The 13,194-nt window shown below is 62.0% G+C and carries 15 protein-coding genes; 11 read left to right on the top strand and 4 right to left on the bottom strand.

The genetic code is table 11. The features are described 5' to 3' along the window. Genes ASR47_RS20955 through mpl form a run of 3 tightly spaced genes read right to left on the bottom strand, consistent with a single transcriptional unit; the run spans position 1 to position 2,560 of the window. Positions 1-606 (bottom strand): chorismate--pyruvate lyase family protein, encoded by a 606-nt coding sequence (locus ASR47_RS20955; RefSeq protein ID WP_065309738.1) that lies wholly within the window; start codon positions 604-606, stop codon positions 1-3. Continuing rightward, positions 603-1,187: a YqiA/YcfP family alpha/beta fold hydrolase gene (locus ASR47_RS20950; RefSeq protein WP_065309737.1), complete on the bottom strand. Its 585-nt coding sequence runs from the start codon at positions 1,185-1,187 to the stop codon at positions 603-605. Before ASR47_RS20950 ends, ASR47_RS20955 begins: the two co-directional genes overlap by 4 nt. Beyond that, positions 1,184-2,560: a UDP-N-acetylmuramate:L-alanyl-gamma-D-glutamyl-meso-diaminopimelate ligase gene (gene mpl / locus ASR47_RS20945; RefSeq protein ID WP_082989073.1), complete on the bottom strand. Its 1,377-nt coding sequence runs from the start codon at positions 2,558-2,560 to the stop codon at positions 1,184-1,186. The genes ASR47_RS20950 and mpl overlap by 4 nt, the downstream gene beginning before the upstream one ends. 112 nt (positions 2,561-2,672) lie before the next feature. Between mpl and ASR47_RS20940 the strand changes: the two genes are divergently transcribed. From ASR47_RS20940 to ASR47_RS20905, 8 genes are all read left to right on the top strand, one after another. Beyond that, positions 2,673-3,296 carry a hypothetical protein gene (locus ASR47_RS20940; protein ID WP_065309736.1) on the top strand — a complete coding sequence of 208 codons (624 nt, stop codon included), beginning with the start codon at positions 2,673-2,675 and terminating at the stop codon, positions 3,294-3,296. 21 nt (positions 3,297-3,317) lie between these two features. Next, positions 3,318-3,869, top strand: coding sequence for a TlpA family protein disulfide reductase (locus ASR47_RS20935; RefSeq protein ID WP_065309735.1), 552 nt, complete (start codon positions 3,318-3,320; stop codon positions 3,867-3,869). An 83-nt stretch (positions 3,870-3,952) separates the two neighbouring features. Continuing rightward, complete coding sequence (aroQ, locus tag ASR47_RS20930; protein WP_065309734.1) at positions 3,953-4,390, top strand: type II 3-dehydroquinate dehydratase; 438 nt, start codon at positions 3,953-3,955, stop codon at positions 4,388-4,390. A gap of 91 nt (positions 4,391-4,481) precedes the next feature. Then, entirely contained in the window at positions 4,482-4,946 is a 465-nt protein-coding gene (gene accB, locus ASR47_RS20925; RefSeq protein WP_065309733.1) for an acetyl-CoA carboxylase biotin carboxyl carrier protein, read from the top strand. Between the two features lie 102 nt (positions 4,947-5,048). Continuing rightward, the gene (gene accC / locus ASR47_RS20920; RefSeq protein WP_065309732.1) at positions 5,049-6,464 is read left to right on the top strand and encodes an acetyl-CoA carboxylase biotin carboxylase subunit; all 1,416 of its coding nucleotides are present in this window, start codon (positions 5,049-5,051) and stop codon (positions 6,462-6,464) included. Then, positions 6,461-7,405: a 50S ribosomal protein L11 methyltransferase gene (gene prmA, locus ASR47_RS20915; protein WP_065309731.1), complete on the top strand. Its 945-nt coding sequence runs from the start codon at positions 6,461-6,463 to the stop codon at positions 7,403-7,405. The genes accC and prmA overlap by 4 nt, the downstream gene beginning before the upstream one ends. An 8-nt stretch (positions 7,406-7,413) precedes the next feature. After that, positions 7,414-8,706 carry a DUF3426 domain-containing protein gene (locus ASR47_RS20910; protein ID WP_065309730.1) on the top strand — a complete coding sequence of 431 codons (1,293 nt, stop codon included), beginning with the start codon at positions 7,414-7,416 and terminating at the stop codon, positions 8,704-8,706. Between the two features lie 11 nt (positions 8,707-8,717). Continuing rightward, entirely contained in the window at positions 8,718-9,656 is a 939-nt protein-coding gene (locus ASR47_RS20905) for a carbohydrate kinase family protein (protein WP_065309729.1), read from the top strand. A 42-nt stretch (positions 9,657-9,698) separates the two neighbouring features. Here the strand turns inward: ASR47_RS20905 and ASR47_RS20900 are convergent, their stop codons facing one another. Next, positions 9,699-10,235 (bottom strand): YggT family protein, encoded by a 537-nt coding sequence (locus ASR47_RS20900; protein WP_245714435.1) that lies wholly within the window; start codon positions 10,233-10,235, stop codon positions 9,699-9,701. A 220-nt stretch (positions 10,236-10,455) separates the two neighbouring features. Between ASR47_RS20900 and ASR47_RS27560 the strand changes: the two genes are divergently transcribed. From ASR47_RS27560 to ASR47_RS20885, 3 genes are all read left to right on the top strand, one after another. Next, entirely contained in the window at positions 10,456-10,680 is a 225-nt protein-coding gene (locus ASR47_RS27560; RefSeq protein WP_065309727.1) for a hypothetical protein, read from the top strand. Next, positions 10,662-11,606: a hypothetical protein gene (locus tag ASR47_RS27555; protein ID WP_171899008.1), complete on the top strand. Its 945-nt coding sequence runs from the start codon at positions 10,662-10,664 to the stop codon at positions 11,604-11,606. Before ASR47_RS27560 ends, ASR47_RS27555 begins: the two co-directional genes overlap by 19 nt. Before the next feature lie 668 nt (positions 11,607-12,274). Beyond that, a complete protein-coding gene (locus ASR47_RS20885; RefSeq protein WP_065309725.1) occupies positions 12,275-13,156 on the top strand; it encodes an EamA family transporter in 882 nt (293 codons plus the stop codon). The last annotated feature ends 38 nt before the right edge of the window (positions 13,157-13,194 follow it).

The following is a 13,194-nucleotide window of genomic DNA, read 5'->3' as shown; positions in this document are numbered from 1 at the left end:
TTATGCTTTATCGATTAATGTTTCAGTTGCAACGACAGGCGCCAATTCCAGCACCGCCGGCAGAAATAGTTCCGTCACCAGCAGCAAGCCCCGATGGCGCTGGTACAGGCAGCGGCGCGCAAAGAACAATGCTTGCCCGGGCGCGGCGCGTCCTTCCAGCGCCAGTGCCGCTTGCGCCCGCTGTACCAGCGGATGGCCAGCGCGCAGGCGCGCAAATTCAAGTTCACCGCGGCGCACCATGCGGTCGCCAAACAGGGTCGTGCCCAGCGAGCGCTCGCCCAGTCCGGAAAACAGTGGCCAGTCGGTGGCCGTGGCCTGCATCGGCACCACCGTGTGGCCATAGACGGCGGGCTGTTGATCGCAGCGCAGCAGCACGTCGCGTTCCCACACCCTGCCCGCGCGGTGCAGACCGATAATGGCCGCCTCGTCCGTCAGGCAGCGCGCTGTTTCTTGGTGCAAACATTGCACGCGAAACGCGCGGCTGTGGGCCTTCAGCCTGGCTGTCAGCGAACCGCCGCCCGTCAACCAGTGGCGCAAGGCCGGTGGCGCATCGACGGCGTTGACATGCGCATGCCATTGCGCCTGGCGCAGCGAGCCGGGCCTCACCGGCCCGCTTTCGGGTCGATGCCGCAAAATTGCAGGACCGGCGCCAGGTAGTTGGCAAATTCACTGATGCCGTGGTCGCTGCCGTCGATAACCGTCTGCCGCGCCCCCGCATAATGCGCCACCATGTCGCGGTAGTCGAGCACTTCGTCGCCGGTCGCGGCGATGAGAAAATAACGCGCTGGCCGGGAAATCGCCGGCACGGCAAAAGCGCGCAGCTCGTCGATATGCGCGCGCCTGAATTCGAACGGTGCGTCCGAATGAAACGCCGTCGTCACGCCCACATGCTGCTCCAGGTCCAGCAGCGGCACGATGGCCGGATTGAGCAGCACGGCGCGGCAGCCCAGCTGTTCCGCCAGCCAGGTGGCGTAATAACCGCCCAGCGACGAACCGATGATCGTCAACTCCTCGACTGGCACATCCTTGACCAGCGACAGCGCCAGCTCGATCGCCTGCTTCGGCGAGGCCGGCAGCTGCGGGCACAGCCATTCGTCGCTGCGGCCCAGCGCCTGCATCTGCGCGGCCAGCAGGCGCGACTTCATCGACAGCGGCGACGAGCGAAATCCATGCAGGTACAAAATCATCGGCCCAGGGCCTCCAGCAACTTCTGGTGCACGCCGCCAAAGCCGCCGTTGCTCATCACAATGATCTGGTCGCCGGGGCGCGCCGCTGCCGCCACGGCCGCCACCAGCGCATCGATCTCTTCATAGGCGCTGGCGATCTTGCCCAGCGGCGCCAGCGCGTCGCCCAGGCTCCAGCCCAGCGCCTGCCGGCTGCCAAAGCCGAACACCAGGTCGGCATCCTTGAGGCTGCCAGGCAAGGCATCTTTCATGGCGCCCAGCTTCATGGTGTTCGAACGCGGCTCCAGCACGGCCAGGATGCGGCCGCTTTTTCCTATCTTCTGGCGCAGCCCGCCGACCGTGGTGGCGATCGCCGTCGGATGGTGGGCGAAATCGTCATACACGGTAATATTGTCGACCACGCCGCGCACTTCCATGCGCCGCTTGACGCTGTCAAAGGTGGCCAGCGAGACGCAGGCCTGGGCGATCGGCACGCCCACATGGCGCGCGCAAGCAATCGCCGCCAGCGCATTGCTGCGGTTGTGCTTGCCTGTGAGCGACCACGCCACATGGCCTTCATGCTTGCCCTTGAACAACACGTCGAAGCTGCCGTTGTCCTGTTCGGTCAACTGCCAATCGGCATCCTGGCCAAAACTTTCCTGTTCGCTCCAGCAGCCGCGCGCCAGCACGCGCTGCAGGGACGCTTCATCGCCATTGACGATCAGGCGGCCGATGCCGGGCACGGTGCGCACCAGATGGTGAAATTGGGTTTCGATCGCATGCAGATCGGGGAAGATGTCGGCATGATCGTATTCGAGGTTGTTCATCACGGCGGTTTTCGCGTGGTAATGGACGAACTTGCTGCGCTTGTCGAAAAACGCCGTATCGTACTCATCGGCTTCGATCACAAAAAAGTCCGACTCGGCGCTCTTGCCGTCGATCGTGCCCGACAGGCGCGCGGAGATACCAAAGTTCATCGGCACGCCGCCGATCAGAAAGCCCGGCGCGTAGCCGGCGTCTTCCAGTATCCATGCCAGCATGGCCGAGGTGGTCGTCTTGCCGTGCGTGCCGGCCACGGCCAGCACCCATTTATTGCGCAGGATATGTTCGCCTATCCATTGCGGACCGGAGACATAGGGCAGGCTGCGGTTGAGGATTTCCTCGACCAGCGGATTGCCGCGCGACACCACGTTGCCGATCACATATAAATCCGGGTTCAGCTCGGTCTGCTTCGGATCGAAACCCTGGATCAGTTCGATACCCTGCGCTTCCAGCTGGGTGCTCATCGGTGGGTAGACGTTGGCGTCGCAGCCGGTAACTTTATGGCCGGCTTCCTTGGCCAGGACAGCCAGGCCGCCCATGAAGGTACCGCAAATGCCGAGGATATGAATATGCATGTGATCAGTGCGTAAGACGCGCAAGGCGTGCTTGTTAATGTAAGGAACGAAGGTCAAGTATGGGATTTTAACCGACGCCATGGTTTTTTCCGCTTCAGAGTATGATCGGGGAATGACGACCGATGCTTTTGATGACAACCGGCAACTACGGCTGGAAATTGCCGCCGCCGCCGCCCGCCTGGTGGCGCAGGACGGCGCCGACTACGGCAGCGCCAAGCGCAAGGCGGCGCGGCAAATCCTTGGCGACGCGCCGGGCAGCGCCCAGGTGCTGCCCGATAACGAGCTGATCGAGGAACAATTGCGCCTGTACAATGCGCTGTTCCTGGCCGACAGCCAGCCGGCACGATTGTTCCAGTTACGCACCATCGCGCTGCAGGTCATGGAAGCGTTGCAACAATTTCATCCGCTGCTGAGCGGCCCGGTGTTCAACGGCACGGCCGGCCCGCACGATGAAATCTATCTGCAGCTGTTTGCCGAGAGCGCCAAGGATATCCACATCTTCCTGCTCAATAAAAACGTGGTGCTGGACATGTCGGAAACACCGCATTTCAAGGGGCCGCGTTATGATGCTGTCGAGACCGCCAGTTTCCTGTGGAAAAATGAAGGCGTGCATGCGGCCCTGTATGAACTCGACGACATGCGCGGCGCGCTCAAGTCCAAGTCCGATGGCAAGGTGCTGCGCACCGATATCGCCGGCCTGCGCACCTTGCTGAGTCTGTCCCAGCCAGAAACATAAAAACCCTTTATACAAATCAATATGACCAAGAAGAATATTATTGCCTGCGCCATCGTCGCCCTGCTGTTCGGCGCCATGGGCGCTTACGTGGGCCTCAGCAAGAACAAGGAAGCGGCCGCGCCCGTGACCACCACCGTCGCGCCCGGCGCCAGCGGTCCTGTCACCGAACTGTATGCGCTGTCGCTGCCGGATGCGGCCGGCGCCACGCAAGCTTTGTCGCAATGGAAAGGCAAGAACCTGCTGGTGAACTTCTGGGCGCCCTGGTGTCCGCCGTGCGTGCAGGAAATGCCGGAACTGTCCGAGGTGCAGGGTGAATTTGCCGGCAAAAACCTGCAGATCATTGGCATCGGCATCGATTCGGCCAGCAATATCGCCACCTTCGCCGAGAAGGTCAAGATCGCCTACCCGGTGTATGTGTCGGGCATGAGCGGCACCGACCTGTCGCGTCATTTCGGCAATGCCACGGGCGGCTTGCCGTTTACCGTGCTGATCGGCGCCGATGGCGAAGTCAAGAAGACCTATCTGGGCCGCCTGAAATTCGATCAATTGCGCGCCGACCTGGCCAAATTGTAAATTCGACAGCGTGCTTTTTTCTCTTGCCAATGCGTATCTTTGGCGGCAAAATGCGGAACTTTCGCTAAAACGGTCTTCCATACATGGCAAAAAACCTCCTTCTGCTCAACGGCCCCAACCTGAATTTGCTGGGGATGCGCGAGCCTGAGGTCTACGGCGCCAGCACCTTGGCCGATATCGAGCAGGCGGCGATGGCGCAAGCCCTGGCGGCCGGCGCCGATCTGGTATGCTTCCAGAGTAACCATGAAGGTGCGCTGATCGACCGCATCCACGCCGCGCGAACGGAAGGCGTCGATGCGATCATCATCAATCCGGGTGGCCTGACCCATACCAGCGTGGCCTTGCGCGACGCGCTGGCGGGAGTGGCCATTCCGTTCGTGGAAGTTCATATCTCGAATATTTACCAACGTGAAACGTTTCGTCATCACTCATTCCTGAGCGCGATCGCGCTGGGAACGATCTGCGGACTGGGTATCGATGGATATCGGTTTGCCATCGACTTTGCACTTAAAAAACGTTAATCTACGCGATCTGCACGCAATTAGCGCGGCGACGGGTTTTTCGACCGCACCGCATCACTTACAAAACAAATTACATTCCTAGGGGTTTCACATGGATCTACGAAAACTCAAGACCTTGATCGACCTGGTCGCCGAATCGGATATCGCAGAGCTGGAAGTGACCGAAGGCGAAAGCAAGGTTCGCATCGTCAAATCGTCGGCCATGCCGCAAAACCAGATGGTCATGATGCAGCCGCAAGGCATGCAAGCCCCTTACCAGGCCGCGCCGCAGGCAGCCCCTGCGCCGGCCGCAGCGCCCGTCGCCGTGGCCGCCGAGCCGACCGGCTACGTGGTCAAGTCGCCGATGGTCGGCACCTTCTACCGTTCCTCCGCTCCCGGCAGCGCCGCGTACGTCGAAGTCGGTTCCACCGTCAAGGAAGGCGACACCCTGTGCATCATCGAAGCGATGAAACTGCTCAATGAAATCGACACCGACAAAGCCGGCGTCGTCACCCAGATCCTGGTGGAAAACGGCCAGCCGGTCGAATTCGGCCAACCCCTGTTCGTGATCGGCTGATACCCTGTCCACACGGCCGGCAACGGCCGTTTGCAGTTTAACGCCCCTCACACTTGTTGTTCCGCCGGCTCGCCGGCTCTCACAGACATACGCGAACCTACCATGTTTGAAAAAATCCTGATTGCCAACCGTGGTGAAATCGCCCTCCGTATTCAGCGCGCCTGCCGCGAAATGGGCATCAAAACGGTTGTAGTCCACTCTGAAGCCGACAAGGACGCGAAATACGTCAAGCTGGCCGACGAATCCGTTTGCATCGGGCCGGCACAGTCGGCCCTGAGCTACCTGAACATGCCAGCCATTATCAGCGCCGCTGAAGTGACGGACGCGCAAGCGATCCACCCTGGCTACGGCTTCCTGTCGGAAAACGCCGACTTCGCCGAACGTGTCGAAAAATCGGGCTTCGTCTTTATCGGCCCCCGTTCCGAATCGATCCGCCTGATGGGCGACAAAGTCTCCGCCAAGCAGACCATGATCAAGGCCGGCGTGCCGTGCGTGCCGGGCTCGGAAGGCGCGTTGCCGGACGATCCGAAGGCGATCGTGCAAATTGCGCGCAAGGTCGGCTACCCGGTCATCATCAAGGCGGCCGGCGGCGGTGGCGGACGCGGCATGCGCGTGGTGCACACCGAAGCGGCCCTGATCAACGCCGTGGCGATGACCAAGACCGAAGCGGGCACCGCTTTCGGCAACCCTGAAGTCTATATGGAGAAGTACCTGGAAAATCCGCGCCACGTGGAAATCCAGATCCTCGCCGACGAACACAAGAACGCCGTCTGGCTCGGCGAGCGCGACTGCTCGATGCAGCGCCGCCACCAGAAGGTGATCGAAGAAGCACCGGCGCCGGGCATCCCGCGCAAACTGATCGAAAAGATCGGCGACCGTTGCGCCGAAGCCTGCCGCAAGATCGGCTACCGCGGCGCCGGCACGTTTGAATTCCTGTACGAAAACGGCGAGTTCTATTTCATTGAAATGAACACCCGCGTGCAGGTCGAACACCCGGTCACCGAGATGATCACCGGCATCGATATCGTGCAGGAACAGATCCGCATCGCCGCCGGCGAAAAGCTGCGCTACCGCCAGCGCGACGTGCTGCTGTCGGGCCATGCCATCGAATGCCGCATCAATGCCGAAGATCCGTTCAAATTCACTCCATCGCCAGGCAAGATTGTTTCCTGGCATGCACCGGGCGGCCCCGGCATTCGCGTCGATTCGCACGCCTACGCCGGCTACTATGTTCCGCCGCACTACGACTCGATGATCGGCAAAGTGATCGCTTACGGCGCCACGCGCGAGCAGGCGATACGCCGCATGCAGATCGCCCTGTCCGAAATGGTGGTCGAAGGCATCAACACCAATATCGCCCTGCACCGTGAACTGATGATCGATGCGCGCTTCATCGAAGGCGGCACCAACATCCATTACCTGGAACAGAAGCTGGCCGACATGCCGGACCTGGGCAAGAACATTCATGGCGACACCCCGAGCATTGCCAAGAAATCGGAAATCAAGGCGGGCGCATGAGCTGGACTGAAATCGTCATCGAGATCGCGCGCGACAACGCCGAGGCCATGTCCGACGCCTTGATGGAAGCGGGCGCCCTGTCGGTGTCGGTGGAAGACGCCGACGAAGGTACCGACGCCGAGCAGCCGCTGTTTGGCGAGCCCGGCATGGAACCGAAGGAAGCGGCGTGGGAGCGCAGCCGCGTGGTCGCGCTGACCGATGTCGACGCCGACCAGGCCGCCATCGTGGCCGCCGCCGCGCAAGCGGTCGGCATGGCTGCGGCGCCGGCCTTCACCACCCGTCCGGTCGAAGAGCAGGACTGGGTGCGCCTGACGCAATCGCAGTTCGCGCCGATTCACATCGGCAAGAATATCTGGGTCGTGCCGAGCTGGCACGAGGCACCGGACCCTGACGGCCTGATCCTGGAGCTGGACCCGGGCCTGGCCTTCGGCACCGGCAGCCATCCGACCACGCGCCTGTGCATGGAATGGCTGGAAGCCCATCCCGCGCCCGGCAAGAGCGTGCTCGACTATGGTTGCGGTTCCGGCATCCTGGCCATGGTGGCCAGGAAACTGGGCGCCCAGAGCGTGGCCGGTGTCGATATCGATCCGCAGGCGATCGAATCGGCGCGCGACAATGCCGAGCGCAACCAGTGCGAAATCGACTACTTTTTGCCAGACACCTTCGCCACCTCGGCGCATGCCACGGCCAGGTTCGATATCGTGGTGGCCAATATCCTGTCGAGCCCATTGAAACTGATGGCGCCGATGCTCTCAAGCCGTGTCGCCGACGGTGGCGCCTTGATTTTGTCGGGCGTGCTGGCGCGCCAGGCGGAAGAAGTGGCGGCCGCCTACGCACCGTTCATCCAGCTCGGCGTATGGGCTGAGCAAGACGGCTGGGTGGCCCTGCACGGCCGCCTGGGCACCGATGCCGCCCCTGCGCCACGCGCGGAAGGTGCGTAAGCACCGCAATGGCTCTCGCCACCAAATGCCCCCACTGCAACACGATATTTCGGGTCGCCGCTGACCAGTTGAAATTACGTGGGGGCATCGTACGCTGTGGCACCTGCAAGGAAGTGTTTGATGGCAATGCCGCGCTGGTCGACCCAAGCGCGGCATTGTTGCCATCGCCCCATCCTGTCCCTGCCCCGGCTGCGGTCACCGCACCGCTGCCCGCAAGCCCATCGTTGCCGCCCGTGCTGGCGCTCGATATCCCCGAAGACAGCCCACCCGACGTCAGCGACGACACAGAGCCGGTCTATACGCTCGACTTCGACACCTCGTTCGACCCGTTCGGCATCCTGCCTGAAACGGCGCAACTGAAAGCCGGCGAGGACAAGGCGCGCGATAGCGAGGAAGCGATCGAGCTCGACCTCGATATCGGCCAGGCGCCCGAACCTGCAGCCGAACCCGCGTCTGAAGCCGAGCCCGGGCCGCTCCCGGCCCCGGTGATGGCGGTGCCGCCGGCACCGATGGCGCCGTTCCGCCGCCGCGAAACCGACGAGCCGCCGGCCTTTGTCACCTATTTGCGCGACAGCCGGCGCGAGCCGAAGTTCCAGGCAGAGGCGTCGGCGCAAGAAACCGACAACGCACCCTATCAGGTCAACCTGGACAAACCGGCGCGGCCGGCTGCCGCAAGCGCGCGCCAGGAACCCACGCTGAGCGATCATTCCTTCGACCTGCCGGCAGGCAGCGAGCCGCCGGCGGCCGAACTGCATGTGCTGGACGACTTGCCGCCAGTGGAAGAACCGGCTTTTGTCACCCAGGGCCGGCGCCGCGAACAGAGCGGCAAGGCGCTGCGCGTGGCCATGCTGGCCGGCGCCATCGCCCTGCTGATGCTGTTGCTGCTGCAAGTAATGACCACCTTCCGCAATCCGCTGGCGGCGCAGTTTCCGCAGTTTAAGCCAGTCCTGTCAGCGCTATGTTCGGTGAGTGGCTGCCAGGTCGATTTGCCGGCGCAGATCGAGGCGCTGGCCATCGAGCAGGGTGAATTGCAGACGCTGGCGCCGAACCGTTTTTCCTATGTATCGCAGTTGCGCAACCTGGGCCGCAGCGCGCAGGCCTGGCCGAACATCGAGCTGATCCTGAATGACGACGACGGCAAGCCCGTGCTGCGCCGCGTGGTCGCGCCGCGCGACTATCTGCCGGCGGGCACCGATGCCAGCAAAGGCTTCGCGCCGCGCTCGGAACAGAATATCAAACTGTATTTCACCTTGGACCAGCTTGCGGCATCGGGCTACCATATCGCCATCTTCTACCCCTGACAAACACTATCATGACCAAAACCTCATTGATCTGCGGCTCGCTCGCCACCGATACCATCATGCAGTTCCCGGGCCGTTTCGGCGAATCGCTGCTGGCCGACCAGTTGCACAAGGTTAACGTCTCCTTCCTGGTGCCGACCATGCGCACCGAGTTCGGCGGCTGCTCGGGCAATATTGCCTACAGCCTGAAAATGCTGGGCGGCGACCCGCGCATCGTTGGCGTCATGGGCCAGGACAGCGCCGCCTACCTGGAGCGCCTGCAAAAGCTGGGCATTTCCACCGCCAATATCATGATCAAGGCCGACAGCTACAACGCCCAGTGCTTCGTCACCGCTGACTGCGACAACAACCAGATCAACGCCTTCCACCCGGGCGCCATGTCGTTCGCGCATGAAAACCCGATCACCAACGCCGGCCCTGCCCGCGTGGCCATCATTTCGCCGGACGGCGACCTGGGCATGCTCAAGCACGCCGCCGACCTGGCCGAACTGGGCATTCCCTTCATGTTCGATCCGGGCCAGCAATTGCCGCGCTTCAATGGCGAACAGCTGATCGACTTCATCAACAAGGCTACCTATGTGTCGGCCAACGATTATGAAATGGAAATGCTGATGGAACGCACGGGCTTGACCCTGGCGGAGATCGCCAGCCGCCTGGAAGCGCTGATCGTCACGCGCGGCGAGAATGGTTCGGAAATTTATACGGACGGCAAGCGCATCGACATTCCTGCCGTGGCCGCCAAGGAAGTGCTGGACCCGACCGGCTGCGGCGACGCCTACCGCGCCGGCCTGCTGTTCGGCATCACCAACGATCTGGACTGGGAAACCAGCGGCCGCCTGGCCAGCCTGCTGGGCGCGATCAAGATCGCCACCCAGGGCGCGCAGAACCATGTGTTTACGGCGCAGAGCATTGCCGACCAGTTTGAAGCGGCGTTCGGTTACCGTTATTAAGATCGTCGGTCGGGTTGCGCGACGCGCGCAACCCGACCAATATCATCGTCCCATCACAAACATCATCCCCACCAGCATCTGCGCAATCTGCAGCAGTATCAGCGCCACCAGCAGCGACAAATCCAGGCTGCCCACCAGCGGCACCACCTTGCGAATCGGACGCAGCAGCGGTTCGTTCAGCGCGCGCACGAACGGCGCCAGCGGTGCATGCGGGTTGACCCAGCTGAAGATCGCTTCGATGATCAGCAGCGCCATGAAACCATACAATATCCACTGCAAAAAGCGCTGCAAGGCTTTCAGCAGCACCGCCTCGACCGGCAGGCCGGCGATGAACCAGATGCAGGTCGCCAGCAGCACGACCAGAAAGGCGCCGATCAGGCTGGCCCAGTCATAGCCGCCCACGCCCGGCACGACGCGGCGCAGCGGACGCACCAGCCAGTCGGTCAATTGAAAGGTGAATTGCGCCACCGACGACGGCGGACGGACGCGCACGGCTTGCATCCAGAAACGTAGCAGCAGTACGCCGCCCAGCAAGGTGGCGATGGTATCAACGATCAATGTAAGGATAGTGATCAGCACAACAAATTCTCCAAAAAAAAACCGCTGTGTGATTGAGTCACACAGCGGCGTGTTGCCTCATGCAGGCACCCGTTTCGCCAGACTTACGATGGACGGGTGCTGGTCGGGAATGGCCAGGCCGCTGCCGGCGCCAACACGGTTTTTGCTACCGGAGCGACAGGCGCCGCTGGCTTGGCCGCCTCAACTGCTTTCGGCGCGGCCTTTTTAGGCGCGGCCTTCTTTGCTGCTGGCTTGGCCGCGACTGGCGCTGCTGCTGGAGCCGCTGCCACGGGTGGCGCTGCCGCTGCCGGTGTTGCCGCAACTGCTGGCTTGGCTGCTGCTTTTGCTGCCGGCTTGGCTGCAGGTTTCGCTGCCGCCACTTTGGCTGCAGGTTTCGCTGCTGCCACTTTGGCTGCAGGTTTCGCTGCTGGCGCTTTTGCCGCTGGCTTGGCCGCTGCTGCTTTGACCGCAGGTTTGGCTGCAGGTTTCACCGCTGCCGCTTTTGCTGCTGGCTTCGCTGCCGCTTTCACCGCAGGTTTTGCCATTGGCTTGGCGGCCGCTTTTGCCGCTGGCTTGGCCGCTGCTTTCGGAGCAGGTTTGGCTGCTGCTTTTGCCGCAGGCTTGGCCGCTGCTTTTGCTGCTGGCTTGGCTGCGGTTTTCGCTGCCGGCTTGGCCGCTGCTTTTGCCGCAGGCTTGGCTACCGCTTTTGCTACTGGCTTGGCTGCGGTTTTCGCTGCAGGCTTGGCTGCTGCTTTGGCTGCAGGCTTGGCTGCTGCTTTGGCGGCAGGTTTTGCTGCAGGTTTTGCTGCAGATTTTGCTGCCGGCTTGGCTGCTGCCTTGGCGGCAGGTTTTGCTGCCGGCTTGGCTGCTGCTTTTGCCGCTGGCTTGGCTGTCGGTTTCGCTGCGGCCTTGGCTGCTGGTTTCGCCGCTGCTTTTGCCGCAGGTTTGGCTGCCGCTTTGGCTGCTGGCTTGGCTGCAGTTTTTGCCGCTGGCTTGGCCGCTGCTTTTGCAGCAGGCTTGGCTGCCGCTTTCGCTGCAGGTTTGGCTGCCGCTTTCGCTGCAGGCTTGGCTACCGCTTTCGCTGCAGGTTTGGCTACCGCTTTCGCTGCAGGTTTGGCTGCTGCTTTTGCTGCAGGTTTGGCTGCTGCTTTTGCTGCAGGCTTGGCTGCTGGTTTGGCTGCGGCTTTCGCTGCTGGCTTGGCTGCAGGTTTGGCTGCGGCCTTGGCTACCGCCTTGGCGGCGACGGGTTTTGCTGCGGCTTTGGCAGCTGGTTTGGCGGCAACCGGCTTGGCTGCGGCTACCGGCTTCTTCGCGGCAGGAGCAGCTTTGGCGGCTGGTTTCTTTACTTCTGATTTCTTAGCGGCTGTTGCCATTTGTCTCTCCTTCATCTGAGATGAGAAATTTAAGCTACAAGATTTAAACCCGTCCAACCCACCACAGTGACAGGCCAGGCGAATTATTCATCGGCACAAACGCTTGTTTGCGCTAATGAATTCGGCACCAGCTGAACTGCTGCAACTCCTCACGTTTGCAGCACTTCAGCCATCGTCGGTGCCACCCTGCTTTATCTCGCAGCTGGTGGCAAAGTCTGAATTCGGTTGTTTCGTTTTCGATGCCGTGCGTTTTTTTCCGCTCCTCGCATCGCGCTCGCCAGCACAAGGAATCGTCAAATAAAAAACCGCCATGCCTGAAAAAAATCGGGCACGGCGGCAGACGAAAACGGTGTGGTTTTGTGCATATCCGTGTAAATCTGTATCCCTGTTTTGCGAGCTTTTTTCGGCGTCGCGCTGGTCAAAAAACCCCGCATACTACCACTCGTATTTGCAATCTCCTAAAGTACACGAAAACCTTGTCGATGCGCAACCGGCACGATACGTTTTGAGGGGCTTTTTTACAGGGATAGGCGCGCTAACGTACAAACGCGCGGCAAATGGCCAATTCACATGCGCGCATGGCGCCATGGAAGCGCAGCGCACGCCGTCATCGATCAGGACAGCGGTCCCCACACAGCGGCGCAAACACAATAGAATGCCAGCTTCTTTCGCCCACCATCACTGACCATGTCGCGCCGCGCTTCCTTCATTCCCATCCTCGCCATTCTCGGCGCCGTCACCGCGCTGGGCATCGGTACCTCCTGGGCCAAGCACTCGCTGTTTCCGCTGGTCGGCGCGCAGGGCACGACGGCGGTGCGCGTCGGTTTTTCCGCCTTGCTGCTGCTGTTGTTCTGGCGTCCGTGGCGCTGGCCCCTGAGCCGCCACGACGCGCGCACGGTGGCCCTGTACGGCGCCGCACTGGGCGCGATGAACTTGTGCTTCTACATGTCGCTGCGCACCATCCCGTTCGGCATCGCGGTGGCGATCGAATTTTCAGGACCGCTGGCCGTCGCCCTTTTTTCTTCGCGCCGCGCGCTCGACTTCCTGTGGGTGCTGCTGGCCGCCACCGGCCTGGCGCTGCTGCTGCCGCTCGGTCATGACGTGTCCACGCTGGACCCGGCCGGCATGATGTTCGCGCTGGCCGCCGCCGTGTTCTGGGCCATCTACATCATCTTCGGCAAGCGCGCCAGCCATCTGCATGCCGGCCATTCCGTGTCGCTGGGATTGTTTGTCGCCGCGCTGGTGGTGGTGCCGGTCGGCGTGGCCCATGCCGGCAGCGCCCTGCTGTCGCCGCTGATACTGGCGACGGGACTGGGCGTGGCCCTGATCTCGAGCGCGATTCCCATCTCGCTCGAGATGGTGGCGCTGAAGCGCCTGTCGTCGCAGGCCTTCGGCATCATGGCCAGCATGGAGCCGGCGGTGGCCGCCTTGCTGGCACTGATGCTGCTCGATGAATACCTGAGCGCGGCCCAGTGGCTGGCGATCACGCTGATCATCGCAGCCTCGGTTGGCAGTTCGGTGACGGCGCAGCGCGGCAAACAGGCCGCGGCGGAAATCCTGCCCGGATAAAAAAAAGCGCCGTCAATGACGGCGCCTTCATGTGAAAC

It is taken from the genome of Janthinobacterium psychrotolerans, assembly GCF_001677885.1.
Classification (GTDB): domain Bacteria; phylum Pseudomonadota; class Gammaproteobacteria; order Burkholderiales; family Burkholderiaceae_D; genus Janthinobacterium; species Janthinobacterium psychrotolerans.
Note: the sequence above shows the minus strand (reverse complement) of the source record. Positions and strands in the feature narration are given on the sequence as shown.